The organism is Caldimonas tepidiphila, assembly GCF_003569765.1.
Lineage (GTDB): Bacteria > Pseudomonadota > Gammaproteobacteria > Burkholderiales > Burkholderiaceae_C > Caldimonas > Caldimonas tepidiphila.
On sequence record NZ_KZ983960.1, the window covers coordinates 59,790 to 80,142 of the forward strand.

Here is a 20,353-nt window from a genome sequence, read left to right on the forward strand (position 1 = left end):
CTCTTAGCAAACGGATGCCACCGAGGCGGCAGGACTCAAACTCAGGCCTCGTCCCGAGAGCCGATGCAAGTGTCGAGAGAAGCTCCTCCGAACCTTCCTCATGCGGCTATGAAGTTCGCGCCCGCCCGTGGACAACCAGCCCGCCCGCGCTACGCGCGCCCCAAGGGGCACAGGCACTCGTTCCTCGGCCTGTGGACGGCCGCCGCGAGCGGCGGTTTCAGCTGGTTGACGCACCGGCTCCCCGGCACTGACGCGTTCCTGTGGACAGGCAAGCTGCCCACAGGAACTTGCCCCACCAGCTTGAAATTGAATCCCTGGGAAAACCAAACAGCCGTCCTTTTCTGCCTTGCAGGCGCCACCTTGAACCGATGTCCATGTCCATAGGTTAACTGATTCGCAGTTGGTTGTCCATACATGCAACTCGCAGTTGTCGAACAGCTTGGCGAAGTAGAGGTCGAAGTCGCGCAGGAAGGCGTCCATGCCGATCACGTCGGTGAGCGCGATGCCGAGGTCTCCCCGGTAGGTCTGCACCCAGGCTTCGAGCGCGGCCTTCTGCGAATTCCTCAGCGGCACGTCGCGCACCGCCTGGAAGGTCTGCAGGTACTCGTGCGCCATCGTGCCGATCGGCGTGAGCCCGAGCTGCATCGCGAGCCGCACGTTGCTCGTGCCCTTGAAGAACTGCGGCACCTCGCGCTTCAGGGTCGTGACGACCTCCTCCTGCCACGCGGCGCTGAAGCGGCGGCGCAGGCCGAAGTCGAAGAACTCGAAGGGGTGCGCGCCGCGCGCCGAGCGGTGCTCCGACTCGAACTCCCTCAGCCGCTCGATCTTCGCGGCGAGACGTCGGCGGCCCTCGGCGAGCGCCGCCTCCTGCGGATGGCGCCGCGCGTTCAACTCCCCGACGATGGCGAGCACGAAGATCTCGAAGAGCATCACGTGCACTTGCGGCCCGCGCGCGACGATCTCCAGCTCCTCCCCGCGCGCCTCCACGCGGATGAAGCGCCGCTGCAGCCGGAAGATCGAGAGGAAGTCGACGAAGCCCGACTTCATGTAGCGCAGGCTCCGCAGGTAATCGAGCTCCTCGGGCCGGAAACCGAGCGTGCACAGGTGGTCGAGCTCGCGCTCGACGTCGGCCTTCAGGTCCGCCAGCGGAAAGGCCGGGCGGCTGCGGCACACGAAGCGGTACTCGGCCTCGTTGTCGATGTAGGCGCTGCCGAAGATGGCCGCCAGCATCGAGTACTTGTAGATGTCGGTCTCGAGCAGGCTCTGGATGATCGGTGCGCTGCTCACGAGGCGCTTCCTTGGTTCGGCATGGCGGGAATCCCTCTCCCGATCAGGCTCGGCTTCCTGGTGCGGGGAGGACACGAGGCGGGCCGGCGGAGGAGGGCGGCCGTCTTCCTTGTCCGCGGCGGGCTCAGCCGCGCCCGGCGCGCTCGAGCAGCCGCGGCCGCAACTCGTCGCAGGTGGCGAGCTGCACGCCGCGCGCGCGCATCGCGGCGAGGAACTCCTCGTGCTGGCGCTGGAAGCCGGCGACCGGGCTCATGCAGTCGGTCAGCAGCAGCAGGCGCTCCGGGCGGCCGCCGGGCAGGTGCTCGACGAGGTGCTCGGTGCTCGCGCGCACGCAGTGGCTGCTCGCCTCGCCGGCGACGACGAGCAGCTCCGCATCGTCGAGCCGGCTCAGCAGCGGGCGGTTGAGCTGCGTGCCGGGGTCCTCGTCGTCGGGCACCTCGGCCTGCAGCGCGCTGTAGTGCTCGGTCCAGGGGCTGGTGCCTTTCGCGACCTTGTGCACCGGGCGGCCGGTCTCGTCCTCCCAGACGTTGCAGGCCGCGCGCACCGCGGCGTGGACGTTGTGGCCCCAGGCGCCGATCTCGCAGTGCACCGGCCAGGCCATCAGGCGGTAGCGGCCGCGCGCCTCCAGCTCGTCGAGGTAGGCGAGCGTGCGCGGCAGCGCCGACGCCACCCGCGGCAGGTAGTCGCCGCCGCGCACCTGCTGCGCGGTGATCTCGGTGAAGGGCTGGACCGGGCCGCCGTCGCCGCGCTGCCAGAAGGTGACGTGCGCGATGTCCAGGCGCTGGTGCGAGTCGAGCGTGATCGAGATGTCGTCGAAGCCGTCGCCGGCGTCGAGCAGCAGCGCGGCCAGCCGCAGCATGTCGGCGTGCGCGCCGGGCACCGGCAGCGCCGGCGCGAGCCGCGGGCCGCCGAGCGGGTCACCCGGGCACCAGTCCCCGGGCAGGTCGCAGAAGTCGTTCTGCGGGTCGATGATCAGCAGCTGCCATGCGTCGCTCATGGATTCGGCCTCCGGCGTTCGTGCCGATCACTCTAGCCCGGCCGCGCGGGGGCTTGCCGGGCGGCTCGCGCGGGGCCTGCGCTGCGGCAGGGGCAATGCCGCAGGCCGCAGGGCGGCGGACGCCAGAAAGGAAAAGGCCGCCTGCGCCGGTCGGTGGCGGAGGCGGCCCGGGGCCGGCGCGAAGGCCGGCGTCAATGCGGCGGCGTCAGAGATCGACCACGAGGCGCGGCGTCTTCGAGCGCGAGCAGCAGGGCGTGAAGCAGTCGTTCTTCGCGTGCTCCTCGTCGGTCATGTAGAGATCGCGGTGGTCCGGCGTGCCTTCGAGCACCGGCGTGAGGCAGGTGCCGCAGATGCCCTGCTCGCAGGAGATCGGCACGTCCACGCCCGCGGCCATCAGCGCCTGCGCGACGGTCTGGTCCGCGGCGATGTGGATCACGCGGCCCGAGCGCTTGAGCTCCACGTCGAAGCTGCCGTCGTCGGCGCTGGCAGTTTCAGGAGCGCTGAAGTACTCGCGGTGCAGCCGCTCCTCGGGCCAGCCGAGCTGGCGCGCGGTGTCGAGCACGAAGTCCATGAAACCGGTCGGCCCGCACACGTACAGGTGCGTGCCGGGCTCGTGCGCGCCGAGCAGCGCCTTGCAGTCCAGGCGCTGGCCCGCCGGGCCGTCGTCGACGTGCAAGCGCACGCGGTCGGCGAAGCGCCCGTGCGCCAGCCGGTCGCGGAAGGCCAGGCGCGAGGCGGTGCGGCCGCAGTAGTGCAGCTCGAAGTTCGCCCCTGCCGAGGCGAGGCGCTCGGCCATGCACAGGATCGGCGTGATGCCGATGCCGCCGGCCAGCAGCAGCGAGCGCTGCGCGTCCGGCGCGAGCGGGAACAGGTTGCGCGGCTCGCCGATCCACAGCAGGTCGCCCTCGCTGACCTCGTCGTACAGCGCCTTGGAGCCGCCGCGCGACTCGGGCTCGCGCTGCACGCCGATCACGTAGCGGTGGTGCTCGTCGGGCGGGTTGCACAGCGAGTACTGGCGCACCAGCCCCTCGCGCACCTTCACGTCGATGTGCGAGCCGGCGCTGAAGGCCGGCAGCGGGGCGCCGTCGGGACGCGCGAGCTCGAAGCTCGCGATGCCGTCCGCTTCCTGGGTCTTGCGGACCACCTTGACCTGGAACATCTCTTGGGTCTTTCGAATCTCGGGGTTCAGAGCGCCGTCGTCGACGCCGGCGCCGCGGCGCCGCGCTCCTCGGCGAGCAGCCGGTCGATGACGCGGCGCGACTGCACGCCGCCGGCGTCGATGTTGAGCTTGAGCAGGTTGCGCTCGGGGTAGAGCAGCAGGTTCTGCTGCTGGCGCTCGAGCATCTCCTGGTCCTCGCCGAAGATCTTGCCCTGGCCCTCGCGGATCGAGGCGGTCAGCGCCTTGTCGTGCGCCTTGAAGTTGCGCGCCATGCCCCAGAAGTACCAGTGCGAGGTCTCGGTCTCCGGCGTGATGAAGTCGACCACGATGCTGGAGGCCTTGTACTGCGGGTCGGCGTTGTAGCCGCCCTTGCCGGCCAGCGCCACGCCGACCTCGATCATCACATGGCTCGGCGGCGAGAAGCGGCAGATCTGCCAGCGGTCCACGTCCGCCTCGTCGTCGAGGCCGTTGGCGCGCATCGCCATGCGCCAGAACGGCGGCGCCTTGATGTTCTCCATGAAGCGGCTGGTCACGACGTGGTCGCCCTCGACCTTGGTGGCCGGCGCCGCCTCGTCGATCTCCTTCTGGCCGATGCTGGTGGAGTGCACGTAGGTCTCGTGCGTCAGGTCCATCAGGTTGTCGATCATCAGGCGGTAGTCGCAGTTGATGTGGTACAGCCCGCCGCCGTAGGCCCAGTCCGGGTTCTCCGCCCACTCCAGGTGATGCAGCTTGGCGGGATCGGCCTGCGCCGGGTCGCCCGGCCAGATCCAGATGAAGCCGTAGCGCTCGATGACGGGGAAGCTGCGGATCGGCGGGAAGCCGCGCACGCGCTGGCCCGGCATCGCGATCGTCTTGCCGTCGCAGCCCATCTCCAGGCCGTGGTAGCCGCACACCAGCTTGCCGTCGACGACCTTGCCGAGCGACAGCGGTGCGCCACGGTGCGGGCAGAAATCCTCGACCGCGGCGGCCTTGCCGTCCGCGCCACGGAAGAAGGCGATCGGCTCGCCGCAGATCTTGCGCCCGAGCGGCTTCTCGTCGATCTCGTCGGGCGTGCAGGCAACATACCAGGCATTCTTCGGGAACATGGGGTGTCTCCTTCGGTGGAACTGATTCAGGTCAGCGATTGGATCCAATTATGACCACGATAGCGATCACACGCAACAAAATCCCCTAACATTGGATCCAAGTCAGGGCACGCACTTGAAAAACATGAACGAAGACAGCGGCAGCGTCGTCGCGACGCTGCGCAAGTGGATCATCGAGGGCCGCTACGCGGCGGGCGAGCGGATCGCGGAGATCCCGATCGCCGCGGCGCTCGGCGTGTCGCGCACGCCGGTGCGGCTGGCCTTCCGCACGCTGGAGCAGGAGGGGCTGCTGCAGAAGGCCGGCACGCGCGGCTTCCTGGTGCGCGAGTTCTCGGAGGAGGACGTGCTGTGCGCGCTGGAGGTGCGCGGCGTGCTCGAGGGGCTGGCGGCGCGCCGCCTCGCGGAACGCGGCATGCCGGAGGCGGTGCGCCAGACGCTGCGCGGCTGCGTCGACGACGGTGCGCGGCTGCTCGCCAAGGGCCACATCACCGAGGCCGACATCGGCGAGTGGAGCCGGCTCAACGACCGCTTCCACGACACCATCGTCAACGCCACCGACAGCGCGGTAATCGCCGACGCGATCGCGCGCAACAACCACCTGCCCTTCGCGTCGGCCGACTCGATCATCATCGACACCGGGGCGCTCGACCGCGAGTACGAGAAGCTGCGCTTCGCGCACCTGCAGCACCAGCTCGTGCTCGAGGCCCTGGAGCAGCGCGAATCGGCGCGCGTCGAGATGCTGATGCGCGAGCACGCCTACATCGGCCTGCGCTACGGCAGGCTGCTCGGCCTGAACGGGCCCGCGAAGGCGCGGCCCGGGCCCTGAACCGTGCCGGGGCGATTGGATCCAATCGGGACCGTCGCGCCCCGCTCATGAAGCGGGCAGCAGCACGCCCTGTCCCGCCAGCCGCATCAGCGCCTCCGGGTCGACCGGCTTCGTCAGATGCGCGTCGAAGCCGGCCTCGCGGGCGCGGCGCACGTCGTCCTGCTGCCCCCAGCCGGTCTGGGCCACCAGCAGCATGCCCCGGCCCCAGTCGCTCGCCCGGATGCGGCGGGCGGCGCCGTAGCCGTCGAGCACCGGCATGCCGATGTCCAGCAGCACCAGCGCCGGCCGCAGCCGCTCGGCCTCGCCCACCGCCTGCAGCCCGTCGTGAGCGAGATGCACCTCGTGGCCCATGGCGCGCAGCAGCTCCGCGATGCCCTCGGCGGAATCGACGTTGTCGTCGACCACCAGGATGCAGCGGCGCAGGGATGTCCCGCGCACCGGAGCTCCCGAGGCCGGCTGCGCGTGCGGCGCCTGCGCCACCGGCAGCCGCACCACGAACTCGCTGCCCTGTCCCTCGCCGGCGCTGCGCGCCTCGATGCTGCCGCCGTGCATCTGCACCAGCCGCTGCACCAGCGTCAGCCCGATGCCGAGCCCGCCCCCGCCCTCGCGGGCCGGCCGCTCGCCCTGGTAGAACATCTCGAAGACCCGCTCCAGCATCGCGGCACCGATGCCGATGCCGCTGTCGCGCACCCGCACCTCGACGAGCCTGTCGCGGCATTCGGCCGACACCGTGATGCGCCCGCCCGTCGGTGTGTACTTGGCCGCGTTGTCGAGCAGGTTCTGGAACACCTGCACCAGCCGGACCGGGTCGCCCTCGAGCACGATGTCCTGCGGCGGCAGCTCGACCCCCAGTTCGTGCTGCCGTCTCTCGACCAGGGGCAGCACGGTCTCGAGCGCGCCGTCGATGACCTCGCGCAGCGCGATGTGGCGGGGCTGCAGCCCGAGCTTGTTGAGCGTGAGGCGGCTGAGATCGAGCAGGTCGTCGATCAGCCGGCTCAGGTGGCGCACCTGCCGTTCGATCACCTCGCTGCTCCAGCGCACCCGGGGGTCCTCGCAGGCGCACAGGCTCAGCACCTTCGCGGCGCTGCGGATCGGGCTGAGCGGGTTGCGCAACTCGTGCGCGAGCGTGGCGAGGAACTCGTCCTTGCGCCGCGCCGCCTCCGCGCGGTCGCGCTCCACCTGCTGCAGCGCCTCGTCCGCGCGCTTGCGCTCGGTGATGTCCTGCACCATGCCGTAGGCCTCGGTGGCGCGGCCCTGGCGGTCGAACTCCAGCTCGGCCTTCAGGCGCAGCCATTTCTCCTCGCCGTCCACCAAGACGCGATGCTCGAGGTCGAAGGGCTCCCCTGCCAGCGCAGCGCGCCAGCGCGCCTCGACGCCATGCCGGTCCTGCGGATGCACCCGCTCGAGGAAGGCCGCGTGGTCCATCGGGAAGCCGGGCAGCACGCCCAGGATGCGGCAGCTCTCCTCCGACCAGCGCCCCCAGCGGCGGCGGAAGTCGAAGTACCAGCTGCCGACGCGGGCCACCGACTGCGCGCGCTGCAGCTCCGCCGCGGTCTGCTGCAGGGCGTGCTGGATGCGCTTGCGCTCGATGACGTCGGCGCTCGTGCCCACGCACATCCGCCCCGCCTTCGCACCGTCGTCCCCGCCGAAGACCGCCGCCTCCATCGCGAGCCAGTGCTCGCTGCCGTCCGGGTGGGTGATGCGGTACTCGATGCCGTGGCTGCGTTCGTCGGGCTGCGCGGCGCTCATCGTCCTGAGCAGCGCATCGAGCCGGGGACGGTCCTCGGGGTGCACGCGCGCGAGCAGCTCGCCCAGGGCGACGCCCGGCTGCCGGAATCCGAAGTGCGCCTGCGCCCGCTCGTCCATCTCGACGAGCCCGGTGCGGAGATCGCGCCGCCAGGTGCCGAGCCGCCCCGCGGCGAGTGCGAGCCGGTGCTGCTGCTCGCGGCGGCGCAGCTCGCGCTCGAAGCGGATGCGCTCCCAGCCCAGCGCGATGAAGTGGCACAGCGCCTGCACGAAATCGGCCTCGTCCTGCGTGAAGGCCTCGCGGCGGGTGCTCGCCAGCGTGAAGACCCCGAGCAGTTGCCCGTGCGGGCTGACGAGGGGATGGCAGAGGCAGGCGCTCAGCCCCAGGGCCTCGGCAAGCACGCCCTGGGCCTCCTGCAGCGAAGGCAGGGAAGCGACGGGCCCGGTGCCGGACGCGACGGCAGGAACACAGCACAGGGGCAGGCCCGGCGCGAGGCCTTGCGCCTCGTCGAGCCGCTCGGCAGCGACGCCGCAGGCGGCGACGAGGACCTGCGGTCCGCCGGGCTGCAGGCAGCGGTAGGCCAGGCAGACCTCGGCGTCCAGCGCCGCACCGACCTGGGCGAAGACGGTGCGCACCAGCGCGCCCTCGTCCTGCCCGTTCTGCAGCAGCCGCCCGGTGACTTCGAGCAGCAGCGCCCGGCGCGCCGCCTGCGTCGCGAACCTCGCCTCGTTGATCTTGCGCTGGCGCCGGTCCAATCCGATGCCGACCCGCGTGCCGTTGCCCAGCTGCATCCCGGTCCATTCGACAGGCACGCGGGTGCCGTCCCGGGCGCAGAGGCTCCACTCGTGCCATGCCGGGTCCGGGGAATGCAGGAAGGCGAGCAGCTCGGCATGCTGGCGGGGGTCGGGACAGACGCGCGCCAGGAAATCGGGAGACCGGGCGTCCTCGGTACGCCAGCCGAGCACGGTCGCGAAATGGCGGTTGAGCTTCAGGCGCCCGGTGTCGGGGTGGAACAGGAACAGCAGCACCGGCACGTTGTCGACGATCTGCCGCAGCAGTTCGCGCTCGTGCGCGAGCGCCGCCTCGAGCTGCCGCAGGCCCGAGAGGTCCTCGAAGGCCGCGAGCAGGGCAGCGGGGCGCCCGTCGGCGTCGTGCTCGCTCTGCAGCGTCAGCCGCACCGGCACGACGGTGCCGTCGCCCCGGACGAGCCGCATCTCCGCCCGGGCCTCGTGCCCCTCGCCGTCAGGCAGGGCGGTCGGCAGCGCCGCGGCGGCGGCCCGGTCCTGCGACGGCCGCAGCTCATGGAGGCACCGCCCGATCAGCGCCTCGGCCGGGTGGCCGACGAGGCGGCAGAACCGCCCGTTCACCCCCAGCAGGCGGCCGTCCCGGTTCATGCGCGCCAGCGGCACGGGCAGCTCCCCGAGGTTCGCGCCATGCGCCGCCCCGAAGACCTCCGGCCGCCCGATCGGCTTTGCGTCGAGCTGATCCATGATTCATTCCCCTGACGATGAATCTTGTTCTGCGGGGAATGTAACCGGATGTGCGTGCCACGCTCCGCAATGGCCCACCCGGGACGGTGGCCCCCGTGCGGGACCGGGGCAGGGCGCGGCAGGTCGGAATCAGTGAGCCGGATTGGGAGACCCGGGGGCGGGCAACGAAAAACGGCCCGCCGGGTTTCCCCGGCGGGCCGTCGCGTTCAGCCTGTCAGCGCGTCAACTCAGACCGCGACTTCCTTGGCGACCTCGGCGTACTCCTCGATCTGGTCGAAGTTCATGTACTTGTAGATCTGGTCGGCGTTCTTCGTGACGACGCCGATCTCGGCCAGGTACTCCTCGACGCTCGGGATGCGGCCGAGCTTCGAGCACACCGCCGCCAGCTCCGCCGAGCCCAGGAACACGTTGGTGTTCTTGCCCAGGCGGTTCGGGAAGTTGCGGGTCGAGGTCGACATGCAGGTGCTGCCTTCCTTGATCTGCGCCTGGTTGCCCATGCACAGCGAGCAGCCCGGCATCTCCATGCGCGCGCCCGCGCCGCCCAGCGTCGCGTAGTAGCCTTCCTTGGTCAGCTCGGCGGCGTCCATCTTGGTCGGCGGCGCGACCCACAGGCGCACCGGGATGTCCTTCTTGCCCTCGAGCAGCTTGCCCGCGGCACGGAAGTGGCCGATGTTGGTCATGCACGAGCCGATGAACACCTCGTCGATCTTGGTGCCGGCGACCTCGGACATGAACTTGGCGTCGTCCGGGTCGTTCGGGCAGCAGACGATCGGCTCCTTGATCTCGGCCAGGTCGATCTCGATCACGGCGGCGTACTCGGCGTCGGCGTCGGCCTTGAGCAGCTCGGGCTTGGCCAGCCATGCCTCGACCGACTTGATGCGGCGCTCCAGCGTGCGCTTGTCCTGGTAGCCGTTGGCGATCATGTTCTTCATCAGAACGATGTTCGAGCGCAGGTACTCGGCGATCGGCTCGGGGTTGAGCTGCACCGTGCAGGCAGCGGCCGAGCGCTCGGCGGCGGCATCCGACAGCTCGAACGCCTGTTCCACCTTCAGGTCGGGCAGGCCCTCGATCTCGAGCACGCGGCCCGAGAACACGTTCTTCTTGCCCTTCTTCTCGACGGTCAGCAGGCCGGCCTTGATCGCGTACAGCGGGATCGCGTGCACGAGGTCGCGCAGCGTGATGCCGGGCTGCATCTGGCCCTTGAAGCGCACCAGCACCGACTCGGCATCACGCCGGTGGCGGCGCCGAAGGCGACGAGGCCGGAGCCCGCGGGGAAGGAGATGCCGATCGGGAAGCGGGTGTGCGAGTCACCGCCGGTGCCGACGGTGTCGGGCAGCAGCAGGCGGTTGAGCCAGGAGTGGATCACGCCGTCGCCCGGGCGCAGCGCGACGCCGCCACGGTTGCTGATGAAGGCGGGCAGCTCGCGGTGCATCTTCACGTCCACCGGCTTCGGATAGGCCGCGGTGTGGCAGAAGGACTGCATCACGAGGTCGGCCGAGAAGCCCAGGCAGGCCAGGTCCTTGAGCTCGTCGCGGGTCATCGGGCCGGTGGTGTCCTGGGAGCCGACGGTGGTCATCTTCGGCTCGCAGTAGGTGCCCGGGCGCACGCCCTGGCCTTCCGGCAGGCCGCAGGCACGGCCGACCATCTTCTGCGCCAGCGTGTAGCCCTTGCCGGTGTCGACCGGGGACTTGGGCAGGCGGAACAGCGTCGAGGCGCCCAGGCCCAGGAACTCGCGCGCCTTGGCGGTCAGCGAGCGGCCGATGATCAGGTTGATGCGCCCGCCCGCGCGCACCTCGTCCAGCAGCACCTCGCTCTTGAGCGCGAACTCGGCGACGACCTCGCCGTTCTTGACGATCTTGCCCTCATACGGCAGCACGTCGATCACGTCGCCCATCTCGAGCTTCGACACGTCGACCTCGATCGGCAGCGAGCCCGAGTCTTCCTGCGTGTTGAAGAAGATCGGGGCGATCTTGCCGCCGAGCGTGACGCCGCCGAAGCGCTTGTTCGGAACGTACGGGATGTCCTGGCCGGTGGCCCAGATCACGCTGTTGGTGGCGGACTTGCGCGAGGAACCGGTGCCGACCACGTCACCGACGTAGGCCACGAGGTTGCCCTTCTTCTTCAGGTCCTCGATGAACTGCACCGGGCCGCGCTTGCCGTCTTCCTCGGGCTTGAAGGCCGCGTCGGGGCGGGTGTTCTTCAGCATCGCGAGGTAGTGCAGCGGGATGTCCGGGCGCGTGGTGGCGTCCGGGGCGGGCGACAGGTCGTCGGTGTTGGTCTCGCCGGGCACCTTGAAGACGGTGACCGTGATCTTCTGCGCGACTTCCGGGCGGCTCGTGAACCACTCGGCGTCGGCCCAGGACTGCACGACGGCCTTGGCCTGCGCGTTGCCGGCCTTGGCCTTCTCGGCCACGTCGTGGAAGTAGTCGAACATCAGCAGCGTCTTCTTCAGACCGGCTGCGGCGATCTCGGCCACCTCGGCGTCGTCGAGCAGGTCGATCAGCGGCTTGACGTTGTAGCCGCCCACCATCGTGCCGAGCAGCTCGGTGGCCTTGGCCTTGGAGATCAGCGCGACCTGCACGTCGCCGTGCGCGACGGCCGCGAGGAAGCTCGCCTTGACCTTGGCGGCATCGTCCACGCCCGGGGGCACGCGGTGCGTCAGCAGCTCGACCAGGAAGGCCTCTTCGCCTGCGGGCGGGTTCTTGATCAGCTCGATCAGCCCGGCGGTCTGAGCGGCAGACAGCGGCAGCGGCGGAATGCCGAGCGCGGCACGTTCGGCGACGTGATCACGGTAGGTTTGCAGCATCGGGGGCTCCAGATTGGAATGGTCGCGCCAGCACATATCACGCGCGGGCAACTTATAGATTTTATATCTTATATAAGACTTGGCGGACGAAGCTGCACGCCGCCGGACGACGACAGCTTCACGTCAAGTTGATGCGTGTCACGCGAGAGGGGTTGCGGCACGGGGGCCGCGTGCCGCGCAACTTTCCCAAATCGGCTCACCGCGGGGCGTCCTGCCCGTTGGCGGACGGTCGCAAACCGGTCCCTGCCGGGGTCACGGGAGGGATCGACGCGACACCGACTGCGCCGTCCCGGTCCCCGCGACAGGGACGGGGCCGGCAAGGGCGGGCCGGCGCGGCGAGTCGGCCCGCCTGCGCGGCCATGCCGGCGACGCTCTCCCAAAAAGCCTCACCCGAAGCCGACGCGAGCCAGCCGGCAAGCGGCGCCACAGGACAAGGCCCGGGCGAAGCGCGAGCGCTCCGCCCGGGCGACGGGACCCAGAATCCCATGATGCAGAAGTGGTTTTCGGCCCTTTCCGGCCGGAATCCGCTCAGCGCATCCAGCGCGACAGCACCTCGGCCACGCAGGCCGGCTTGGCCGAACCCTCGAGCTCCACGGTCGCGAGCCAGCACAGCTGCACGCCGCCCTCGATGTCCTCGATCTGCTGCAGCGCGAAGCGTGCGCGCACGCGGCTGCCGGCCGGCACCGGCGTCGGGAAGCGCACGCGGTTGAGCCCATAGTTCAGCCCGAGCCGGATGCCTTCGGGCCGGATGCACTGCTGCGCGAAGGTCGCCAGCAGCGACAGCGTCAGGTAGCCGTGCGCGACCGTCGTGCCGAAGGGCGACTCGCGCCGCGCGCGCTCGACGTCGGTGTGGATCCACTGCATGTCGCCGGTGGCGGCAGCGAAGGCGTCGATGCGGGCCTGGTCGACGAGCAGCCAGTCGCTGGTCGCGATGTCCTGGCCGATGCGCTGGCGAAGCGAGGAGATGTCGTGCATGTCGGGTCGGGTCGCGCCGCGGCGCGCAAGGGGTGGGAAGCAGGTGCAGGGCAGGGGAGGCGGCATCGCACCGCCCCGCCATTGCTCTGCATGCCGGAACTGCAAGGGTAAACGGCCGCGTGCCTAGCCCCTCGATGAGGGGGGTGGATCACGTCCGCTTTTCCCAGTGTATTCGCACTTTCCCCGTTCAAGCCGGGGATGCGGCCCCTCGGGTTTTGCCTCACAGGATGAACCCTAAGAGTTCTGCATAGCAGCACGTTATTCTGAAAACCATGTTGACGCTCGGAGGGCGAGCGACCAAGATTTCGACGCACGCAGCAGCGTCGTCCCCGCCGTCCGGGCGGGCCCTTCACTCTCTCGCGGGAGCGACCTTGGAGCTCTTCCTACAGCAACTGCTCAACGGCCTGACGGTCGGCGGCGTCTACAGCCTCGTGGCGCTGGGACTGACGCTGGTCTACGGCATCCTGCACGTGCCGAACTTCGCGCACGGCGCCTTCTACATGGCCGGCGCCTTCGTCGCGTACTGGCTGATGACGAAACTCGGCCTGAACTACTGGCTCGCGATGGCGGGTGCGGCGGTGGCGGTGGCCGTGATCTCGATGCTCGCGCAGCGCCTGGTGTTCCACCCGCTGCGCAATGCGCCCGAGCTGCACGACATGATCGCGGCGATCGGCATCCTGCTGTTCCTGGAGGCCGGCGCGCAGGCGATCTGGGGCGCGGACTTCCACCGCATGCCCACGCCCTACGGTCAGGTCGTCGAGGTCTTCGGCATCACTGCGCCGCTGCAGCGGCTCCTGATCATCGCCGCGGCCTTCTCGCTGATGGTGGTGCTGCACCTGTTCCTGACCCGCACCGTGGTCGGCTCGACCATCATCGCGATGGCGCAGAACCGCGACGGCGCGGCGCTCGTCGGCATCGACTCGACGCGCGTGACGCTGCTGGTGTTCGCGATCTCCGGCGCGCTCGCCGCGGTCGCCGCGGTGCTCTACGCCCCGATCAACCTGGTCTACCCGTCGATGGGCAGCCTCGTGATCACCAAGGCATTCGTGATCATCATCCTCGGCGGCATGGGCAGCTTCCCCGGCGCCATCGTCGGCGGGCTGATCATCGGCATGGCCGAGAGCTTCGGGGGCTTCTACTTCTCCACCGACTACAAGGACCTCATCGCCTTCGTGCTGCTGGTGGTGATCCTGTCGTTCCGCCCGCAGGGCCTGTTCGTCGCCAAGGGAGCCCACTGAGATGCCGACCACCTTCAAGGCCCGCACCGGCTGGGCCGCGCTGTTCCTGCTCGCCGCGCTGTTCCCGCTGCTCGCAGGCAACAACTACCACCTGTCGGTGATGACGCTGTCCTTCATCCTCGCGATCGCCGCGCTGGGGCTGAACCTGATCACCGGCTTCACCGGCCAGTTCAACCTCGCGCACGGCGGCTTCATGGCGATCGGCGCCTACACCGTGGGCATCCTGACGGTGGACCACCAGGTGCCGTTCTGGATCGCCTTCGCAGCGGCCGGCGCCGTCACCGGCGTGCTCGGCTTCTTCGTCGGCATCCTGTCGCTGCGCCTGAAGGGCCACTACTTCTCGATCTTCACGCTGTGCATCGGCTACATCATCTATCTGCTGATCGACAAGTGGGAGAGCCTGACGCACGGAACGGTGGGCATCATGGGCATCCCGACGCCCGCCGGCATCGGTCCGATCGCCTTCGACACGCCGCTGTCGATGTACTACCTCGCGCTCGGCTTCCTGGTGCTCGGCGCCTTCGTGATGCACCGCATCGTCAGCTCGCTGCTCGGGCGCAGCTTCGTCGCGGTGCGCAACAGCGACGCGCTGGCCGAGGCGCTCGGCATCAACCTGATGCGCACCAAGACGATGTCCTTCGTGCTGTCGGTGATCTACGCCGGCTTCGCGGGCGGCCTCTATGCCGGCCACGTGCGCTTCCTCGGCCCCGACATGGCCTACGCCGCGCACACCTTCGACCTGGTGATGTTCATGCTGGTCGGCGGCATCGGCACGCTGCTCGGCCCCATCCTCGGCGCGGTGCTGGTGCCCTGGATTACGCAGTACCTCCAGTTCCTGCAGGACTTCCGCATGGTCGTGTTCGGGCCGCTGCTGATCCTGCTGCTGATCTTCGTGCCGGACGGCATCGTCGGCACCTGGAAGAAGCGCCAGGCGCGGCGCCTCGCGGCGCTGCGCATCGCGGAGGCTGCCCGCAGCGCGCCGGTCGCCGCCCCGATCATCGAACAACGCACCCCCAATGCTGGATCCGGAGTGGGCCACCATGCTTGAGATCGACTCGCTCACCAAACGCTTCGGCGGACTGGCCGCCGTGAACAACGTCTCCACCCGTTTCGAGGCCGGCAAGATCAGCGCGATCATCGGCCCGAACGGCGCGGGCAAGACGACCTTCTTCAACCTGGTGGCCGGGACCTTCGCGCCGACCTCCGGCTCCGTGCGGCTCAAGGGCCGGGACGTGACGGGCCTGCGCGCCGACCAGGTGGCGCGGCTCGGCGTGGCCCGCACCTTCCAGACCACGCACCTGTTCGACCGCGCGACGGTCCTCGACAACCTGATCGTCGGCCACCGGCTGCGCACCCACGCGGGGCTGTGGGACGTGATCTTCAACACCGCGCGGCTGCGCGCCGAGGAGAAGCTCTGCCGCGACAAGGCCGAGGCCGCGCTGGACTTCGTCGGCCTGTCGCACCTGTCGCACCGCATCGCCGCCGACATCACGCAGGAGGAGAGGAAGCGCGTCGCCTTCGCGCTCGCGCTGGCCACCGACCCGGAGCTGCTGCTGCTCGACGAGCCCGCCGGCGGCGTGAACCCCGAGGAGACCGTGGGGCTGGCGGAGCTGATCCGCAAGCTGGTGCGTCACGGCAAGACCGTCTGCCTGATCGAGCACAAGATGGACATGATCATGAGCCTCGCCGACCACATCGTCGTGCTGAACTACGGCGAGAAGATCGCCGAGGGCAGCCCCGCCGAGATCCGCCGCAACCCGGCCGTCATCGACGCCTACCTGGGAGCCGAGCATGCTGACGCTTGACCGGGTCTCGCTCTCCTACGGGTCGTTTCGCGCGCTCGACTCGGTCAGCCTGCACGCCAAGCCGGGCGAGCTCGTCGTGCTGCTCGGCGCCAACGGCGCGGGCAAGAGCTCGCTGTTCCTGACCATCTCCGGCATCCACCGCGCAGCTTCCGGCAGCATCCGCTTCGGCGAGCGCGAGCTCGTGGGCATGCGCCCGGCACAGATCGTCGAGGCGGGCCTGGTGCAGTGCCCCGAGGGCAGGAAGCTCTTTCCGGGGATGTCGGTGCTGAAGAACCTCACGCTCGGCGCCTACGTGCACCGCAAGGACAAGGCCGGCATCCAGCGCTCGCTCGACGAGGTGTTCGAGCTGTTCCCGATCCTCAAGCAGAAGCAGGACGACCCGGCGGGCTCGCTCAGCGGCGGTCAGCAGCAGATGGTCGCGATCGGCCGCGCGATGCTCAGCCGCCCGAAGGTGCTGCTGCTCGACGAGCCCTCGCTCGGCCTCGCGCCACTGGTCGTCAAGCAGATGTTCGAGGTCATCCAGCGCATCAACCGCGAGGGCACCACGGTGCTGCTCGCGGAACAGAACGCCTACTCGGCGCTGCGCATCGCGCACCGGGCCTACGTGCTCGAGCGCGGCCGCATCGCGATGGAAGGCGACCCGCAGTCCCTGCTGAACGACGAAGGCGTGCGACGCGCCTACATCGGCGCCTGAAGACGCCACCCTCCCACTTCCACCCTGAAGGAGACAACCGTGAACATGACCCGACGCACCGGCTTCAAGCTGCTCCCCGTCGCCCTGGGCCTCGCCGCCGCGCTCGCGGGCGGCAGCGCCTTCGCGCAGGAGGTCGTCAAGATCGGCTACTCCGGCCCCTTGAGCGGCGGCGCCGCGCTCTACGGCAAGAACGTGCTGACGGGCCTCGAGATGGCGGTCAGCGAGATCAATGCCGCCGGCCTCGACGTCAAGGGCAAGAAGTACAAGCTCGAGGTCGTCGCGCTCGACGACAAGTACTCGCCGGCCGAGAGCGCGATCAACGCGCGCCGCCTCGCGCAGCAGCACCGCACGCCCGCGGTGTTCGTGCCGCACTCGGGCGGCATCTTCGCGGTGCAGGCCTTCAACGAGCAGGAGAAGTTCCTGCTGATGGCCTACTCGAGCGTCCCGAAGGTCACCGAGGCCGGCAACAAGCTCAGCATCCGCATCCCGCCGGTCTTCACCGGCTACGTCGATCCCTTCGTGCAGACGACGATGAAGCGCTACGGCAAGCGCGTGGGCCTGCTGCCGGCCGACCACGACTACGCCAAGGCCTGGACCGCGGCCTTCGTGCCGGCCTGGAAGGCCGCGGGCGGCACCGTCGTGTCCGAGAACCCGATGTCCTACAACAAGTCGGCCGACTTCTACAGCGGCGTGAGCCGCGTGCTGGCCGAGAAGCCGGACGTGCTGTTCATCGGCGGCGCCTCCGAGCCGACCGCGCTCGTGGCCAAGCAGGCGCGCGAGCTCGGCTTCAAGGGCGGCTTCGCGATCATGGACCAGGCCAAGCTCGACGAGATGGCACGCGTGACCGGTGGCTACGCCATGCTCGAGGGTTCGATCGGCGTGATGCCGCTCGTCGCCGACGAGCGCCCGAGCGCGAAGGCCTTCGTCGAGAACTTCCGCAAGAAGCACGGCGCCGACCGCGACCCGACCTCCGAGACCAGCTACAACTACACGATGGTGCACGCTCTGGCCTCGGCGATGAAGCTCGCCGGCTCGGTCGACGACGCGGCGGCAATCCGCGCCAAGATGAGCGACGCGCTGAAGTCGCTGCCGCCGGCCAACAACCCGAGCCTGATCTCCGGCATCGACGACAAGGGCGGCAGCATCATCACGCCCGCGATCGCGGTGGTCGAGGGCGGGCAGCTCAAGCCGAGCGCGATCGACGGCGCCAAGTAAGAAGTAAGGGCCGACCCTGCGCGCACTGCCCCCGGCGCCCGCCGGGCAGTGCGGCCGGCGATGCTGCCGCGGCGCCTGGCGCCGCGGCACATCGAGACCGATGCCTTCCAGGACAGTACCCGGACGCGCCCTGCACCCGTCGATCCCGAAGCGAAGCTCAACGCCGGGAAGGCGAGGGGGGGACATCGCGGACGGCCTTGCCGGGAGGCTGCCCTGGGCCACCGAGCCCAGCTCCTCGTCGACGCGCAGGAGTCATTCCGATGCCGGGCAAGCCGGGAAAGTCTGACTCGCCTCCGGTTCAATGCGTTGAACTCGGCTGGCACATCCCCCCTTGCGCAGGCTGCATCGGCATTCGATGCGCTCGCCAGCATTCCCCGTCTTTCAAGTGCTTCCAGCTTGAGCGCCTGCGCTTGTGCCGAGGCGCGTGTAGACTGCCTTTGAATTCTGCCGTTCCAGGAATCTTGTTTCTTTCCGATGCGTCTGCTCAGGTTCGTTGTCGCACTCCTGCTGATCGCGACCCTTCCGATTTCCGGATGGGCCTCGGTCGGGCAAGCCGACGCCTGTGCAATGGATCGCACCGCCATGCTGCTCATGGCGGACGCTGCGGATACCTGCTGCAGCGAGACGGCGGAAGGCGGCTCCGACTCCTTCCGGCAGGACGCTGCCCAGGGCGCCCCCTGCGCTTCTGGAGAGGCCTGTCCGACAAATGCCGCGGCCTGTCTTATGCCGATTGTCCTGGGACCGCGCCTCCCGGAAGCGACTCGTTCGGTGAGCGCTCCGAGGCCGGCTCCCTACGCCGGCCACCCACCTTCTCCGCTCTGGCGCCCTCCTCGCGCCGTCTAACTCCTCTCTGATGGCCGCTGGCCTCCGCTTTGCGGGGCAGGCGGGCGCATGTCTTCGCCCGGTTTCTACCATGCGACACACAGGAGTTGGAACATGTCCCAACGAGACGCTATTGCGTTTCCGATCAACCGTCGCGTGCTCCTGGCCGGCGCGGCCGCCGCGATGGCAGCCCTGCGACCTCCCACCGTTCTTGCTGGGAAGGACCCCGCAGTCCGCCGTCTCGAACTGGTGGCCCGGCCGGTCGAGGCCGCCTTGCACGGCAGTGCCCGCCCTCCGGTGCAGGCCTGGGGCTATGGCAGCCGGGTGCCTGGCCCCGAGATCCGGCTGCGCCGGGGCGAGCGCCTGCGCGTGGAACTCGTCAACCCGCGCCTGCAGGTGACGACGGTGCACTGGCACGGCCTGCGCGTGCCGAACGCGATGGACGGGGTGCCGCCCCTTACGCAATCCCCCATCGCCCCCGGCAAGGACGCGGCGAAGCCGCGCGTCTACGCAGTTCACTGATACACGGGAGCCACGACGATGAAAACCCAGACCTCGACCTTCGGCCGGTTGACGCAGTTGAACACTCGACGACTCCTATGGCTCGCCGCCGCTGCGCCCCTCCTGGTGGGACTCGCACTCGGTTGGGAGTGGCTGCAGGCCGCCGGCGTCCTGTCGCTCGCTCTGTCGCTGCTGCCCTGCCTGGCGATGTGTGCGGCGGGCGTGTGCATGCACCGGATGGCCGGCAAGGGCGGCTGCTCCAGCACAACCTCCAGTGCGGAGGCAGTTGCCGGCAAGCGGAACGATCAGCAGACGCAATGAGCCCCTGAAGCGAATCCCGGTGGCCGCATGGCTACCGGGGGTGATTTCCAACCTCAGCTGTGCCGCCGTCCCTGCGTGGATGGGCCAAGTGGCGGTGGCGGCACAGCCTTGCGAACGAGACCAAAGCCATGAAACCCCTTAGAACCAAGCACCTCTTCCGGTGCCTGTCCCTCCTCCTTGCCCTGGTGATGGGTCAGGCCTGGGGGAAGGTGACGCTCACGCACATCCACGGTCTGGCCTACAGCGGCGACGGAACGAGCCTCTACATTCCCAGCCACCACGGGCTGGCGATCTACCGCAATGGCGTCTGGTCGAAGGCGGCCGGCCCGGAGCACGACTACATGGGATTCGTCGCGACGAAGGACCGCTTCTACAGCAGCGGCCACCCGGCGCCGGGATCGGCGCTGAAGAATCCGTTCGGCCTGATCCGCAGCACCGACGGCGGCAAGACCTGGAGCCCGCTGGGCCTCCAGGGCGAAACGGACTTCCACCTCATGGCGGCCGGCCACGACACGAACGCGATCTACGTCTTCAACCCCGCGCCGAACTCTCGCATGGACAGTGCAGGCATGTACCAGACCGTCAACGACGGGCTCGCATGGCGCAAGGCGCGGGCTCAGGGACTGAGCGGCGAGCCGATCGCCCTGGCCGTCCACCCGCAGGATCCGGCTCAAGTCGCCGTCGCGACCAGCAACGGCGTTCACTTCTCCAAAAACGCAGGCGACAGCTTCCAAGCGCTGGCGACGGGCGAAGCGCTTGCGGTGTTCTTCGACCTCGACGGCAAGCACCTCTGGTACAGCGGCTTCGGTCGGGAGGCCTCGCTCGCACGCGTCGCGCTTGCCGACGGTTCGAAGGAGGTCGTGAACCTGCCGCCGATCGGCAAGGACGCCGTCGCCTACATCGCGCAGAACCCGAGAAACAGCAGTGAGTACGCCATTGCCACCTTCAAGCGCAACGTGTACGTGAGCCGCGACGGGGGCAGGAACTGGAAACAGATCGCAAAGGAAGGGCAGGGCCTCGGCTCCTGAAGGCCAGCCCGCTTCGAGGAGCACCCGGGTGCGGCGTGCCATAGATGCGCCGAACTCCGGGGCATCTCCTACCAGAACGAGAACCTGCGCAGGGGTGAAGCATGGTCCGCACCCTGGGAGCACGCCTGCTCGCCCTGACCTGGCGGCCCGAGTTCAACGTGGCGGTCTTCGCGCTCTTTCCCAGTGGCCCGAGGGAATTCACCCAAATCCCTTTTTGTTCGACTGCATGCCCCAAGCGCCGCACTGCGGGGCGAACAAGACGCTTCCGCCACGGCTGCGGTGAGTGGTTCTGCCACCGCTGGCTTTGTTGCACAAATGGCAGCGAGGGCGCCGGGCGGGGCGTGGCTTGACAGCGCC

General features: G+C 69.3%; 15 protein-coding genes and 1 pseudogene. 9 read left to right on the forward strand and 7 right to left on the reverse strand.

The features are described from left to right. Positions 1 to 3: 3 nt before the first annotated feature. The 4 genes from pncB to D3A59_RS01945 form a co-directional block, all read right to left on the reverse strand. Positions 4 to 1,287 carry a nicotinate phosphoribosyltransferase gene (gene pncB / locus D3A59_RS01930; RefSeq protein ID WP_272868038.1) on the reverse strand — a complete coding sequence of 428 codons (1,284 nt, stop codon included), beginning with the start codon at positions 1,285 to 1,287 and terminating at the stop codon, positions 4 to 6. Between the two features lie 124 nt (positions 1,288 to 1,411). Beyond that, positions 1,412 to 2,284 (reverse strand): cysteine hydrolase family protein, encoded by an 873-nt coding sequence (locus tag D3A59_RS01935; RefSeq protein WP_119153251.1) that lies wholly within the window; start codon positions 2,282 to 2,284, stop codon positions 1,412 to 1,414. A 205-nt stretch (positions 2,285 to 2,489) separates the two neighbouring features. Then, entirely contained in the window at positions 2,490 to 3,443 is a 954-nt protein-coding gene (locus tag D3A59_RS01940) for a PDR/VanB family oxidoreductase (RefSeq protein WP_119153252.1), read from the reverse strand. Between the two features lie 26 nt (positions 3,444 to 3,469). After that, positions 3,470 to 4,528, reverse strand: coding sequence for an aromatic ring-hydroxylating dioxygenase subunit alpha (locus D3A59_RS01945; RefSeq protein ID WP_119153253.1), 1,059 nt, complete (start codon positions 4,526 to 4,528; stop codon positions 3,470 to 3,472). A gap of 124 nt (positions 4,529 to 4,652) precedes the next feature. On the opposite strand from D3A59_RS01945, the gene D3A59_RS01950 reads away from it, so the two are divergent. Continuing rightward, positions 4,653 to 5,354 (forward strand): GntR family transcriptional regulator, encoded by a 702-nt coding sequence (locus D3A59_RS01950; RefSeq protein ID WP_119153254.1) that lies wholly within the window; start codon positions 4,653 to 4,655, stop codon positions 5,352 to 5,354. Between the two features lie 45 nt (positions 5,355 to 5,399). Here the strand turns inward: D3A59_RS01950 and D3A59_RS01955 are convergent, their stop codons facing one another. From D3A59_RS01955 to D3A59_RS01965, 3 genes and pseudogenes are all read right to left on the reverse strand, one after another. Next, a complete protein-coding gene (locus tag D3A59_RS01955) occupies positions 5,400 to 8,591 on the reverse strand; it encodes a PAS domain S-box protein (protein ID WP_119153255.1) in 3,192 nt (1,063 codons plus the stop codon). 227 nt (positions 8,592 to 8,818) lie between these two features. Beyond that, a pseudogene (gene acnB, locus D3A59_RS01960) lies at positions 8,819 to 11,397 on the reverse strand (bifunctional aconitate hydratase 2/2-methylisocitrate dehydratase). Positions 11,398 to 11,925: 528 nt separating this feature from the next. Beyond that, entirely contained in the window at positions 11,926 to 12,372 is a 447-nt protein-coding gene (locus tag D3A59_RS01965) for a MaoC family dehydratase (RefSeq protein WP_119153256.1), read from the reverse strand. 371 nt (positions 12,373 to 12,743) lie between these two features. Here D3A59_RS01965 and D3A59_RS01970 point away from each other — a divergent pair, with 371 nt between their 5' ends. From D3A59_RS01970 to D3A59_RS02005, 8 genes are all read left to right on the forward strand, one after another. Then, positions 12,744 to 13,610: a branched-chain amino acid ABC transporter permease gene (locus D3A59_RS01970; protein ID WP_119153257.1), complete on the forward strand. Its 867-nt coding sequence runs from the start codon at positions 12,744 to 12,746 to the stop codon at positions 13,608 to 13,610. 1 nt (position 13,611) lies between these two features. Beyond that, positions 13,612 to 14,658, forward strand: a complete 1,047-nt coding sequence (locus D3A59_RS01975; protein ID WP_119153258.1) for a branched-chain amino acid ABC transporter permease — start codon at positions 13,612 to 13,614, stop codon at positions 14,656 to 14,658. Further along, positions 14,651 to 15,415, forward strand: a complete 765-nt coding sequence (locus D3A59_RS01980; RefSeq protein WP_119153259.1) for an ABC transporter ATP-binding protein — start codon at positions 14,651 to 14,653, stop codon at positions 15,413 to 15,415. Before D3A59_RS01975 ends, D3A59_RS01980 begins: the two co-directional genes overlap by 8 nt. Beyond that, positions 15,402 to 16,109, forward strand: coding sequence for an ABC transporter ATP-binding protein (locus D3A59_RS01985; RefSeq protein ID WP_119153269.1), 708 nt, complete (start codon positions 15,402 to 15,404; stop codon positions 16,107 to 16,109). Before D3A59_RS01980 ends, D3A59_RS01985 begins: the two co-directional genes overlap by 14 nt. Before the next feature lie 45 nt (positions 16,110 to 16,154). Further along, positions 16,155 to 17,324, forward strand: a complete 1,170-nt coding sequence (locus D3A59_RS01990; RefSeq protein ID WP_119153260.1) for an ABC transporter substrate-binding protein — start codon at positions 16,155 to 16,157, stop codon at positions 17,322 to 17,324. Positions 17,325 to 18,260: 936 nt separating this feature from the next. After that, entirely contained in the window at positions 18,261 to 18,668 is a 408-nt protein-coding gene (locus tag D3A59_RS01995) for a multicopper oxidase domain-containing protein (protein ID WP_240635890.1), read from the forward strand. 18 nt (positions 18,669 to 18,686) lie between these two features. After that, a complete protein-coding gene (locus tag D3A59_RS02000; RefSeq protein ID WP_119153261.1) occupies positions 18,687 to 18,968 on the forward strand; it encodes a hypothetical protein in 282 nt (93 codons plus the stop codon). 128 nt (positions 18,969 to 19,096) lie between these two features. Beyond that, positions 19,097 to 19,996, forward strand: a complete 900-nt coding sequence (locus D3A59_RS02005) for a F510_1955 family glycosylhydrolase (protein ID WP_119153262.1) — start codon at positions 19,097 to 19,099, stop codon at positions 19,994 to 19,996. The last annotated feature ends 357 nt before the right edge of the window (positions 19,997 to 20,353 follow it).

Coding starts and splice junctions, on each gene's coding strand:
- D3A59_RS01935 (WP_119153251.1), bottom strand. CDS start 2,284: ATGAGCGACGCATGGCAGCTGCTGATCATCGACCCGCAGAACGACTTC.
- D3A59_RS01940 (WP_119153252.1), bottom strand. CDS start 3,443: ATGTTCCAGGTCAAGGTGGTCCGCAAGACCCAGGAAGCGGACGGCATC.
- D3A59_RS01945 (WP_119153253.1), bottom strand. CDS start 4,528: ATGTTCCCGAAGAATGCCTGGTATGTTGCCTGCACGCCCGACGAGATC.
- D3A59_RS01950 (WP_119153254.1), top strand. CDS start 4,653: ATGAACGAAGACAGCGGCAGCGTCGTCGCGACGCTGCGCAAGTGGATC.
- D3A59_RS01955 (WP_119153255.1), bottom strand. CDS start 8,591: ATGGATCAGCTCGACGCAAAGCCGATCGGGCGGCCGGAGGTCTTCGGG.
- D3A59_RS01965 (WP_119153256.1), bottom strand. CDS start 12,372: ATGCACGACATCTCCTCGCTTCGCCAGCGCATCGGCCAGGACATCGCG.
- D3A59_RS01975 (WP_119153258.1), top strand. CDS start 13,612: ATGCCGACCACCTTCAAGGCCCGCACCGGCTGGGCCGCGCTGTTCCTG.
- D3A59_RS01980 (WP_119153259.1), top strand. CDS start 14,651: ATGCTTGAGATCGACTCGCTCACCAAACGCTTCGGCGGACTGGCCGCC.
- D3A59_RS01985 (WP_119153269.1), top strand. CDS start 15,402: ATGCTGACGCTTGACCGGGTCTCGCTCTCCTACGGGTCGTTTCGCGCG.
- D3A59_RS01990 (WP_119153260.1), top strand. CDS start 16,155: ATGACCCGACGCACCGGCTTCAAGCTGCTCCCCGTCGCCCTGGGCCTC.
- D3A59_RS01995 (WP_240635890.1), top strand. CDS start 18,261: ATGTCCCAACGAGACGCTATTGCGTTTCCGATCAACCGTCGCGTGCTC.
- D3A59_RS02000 (WP_119153261.1), top strand. CDS start 18,687: ATGAAAACCCAGACCTCGACCTTCGGCCGGTTGACGCAGTTGAACACT.
- D3A59_RS02005 (WP_119153262.1), top strand. CDS start 19,097: ATGAAACCCCTTAGAACCAAGCACCTCTTCCGGTGCCTGTCCCTCCTC.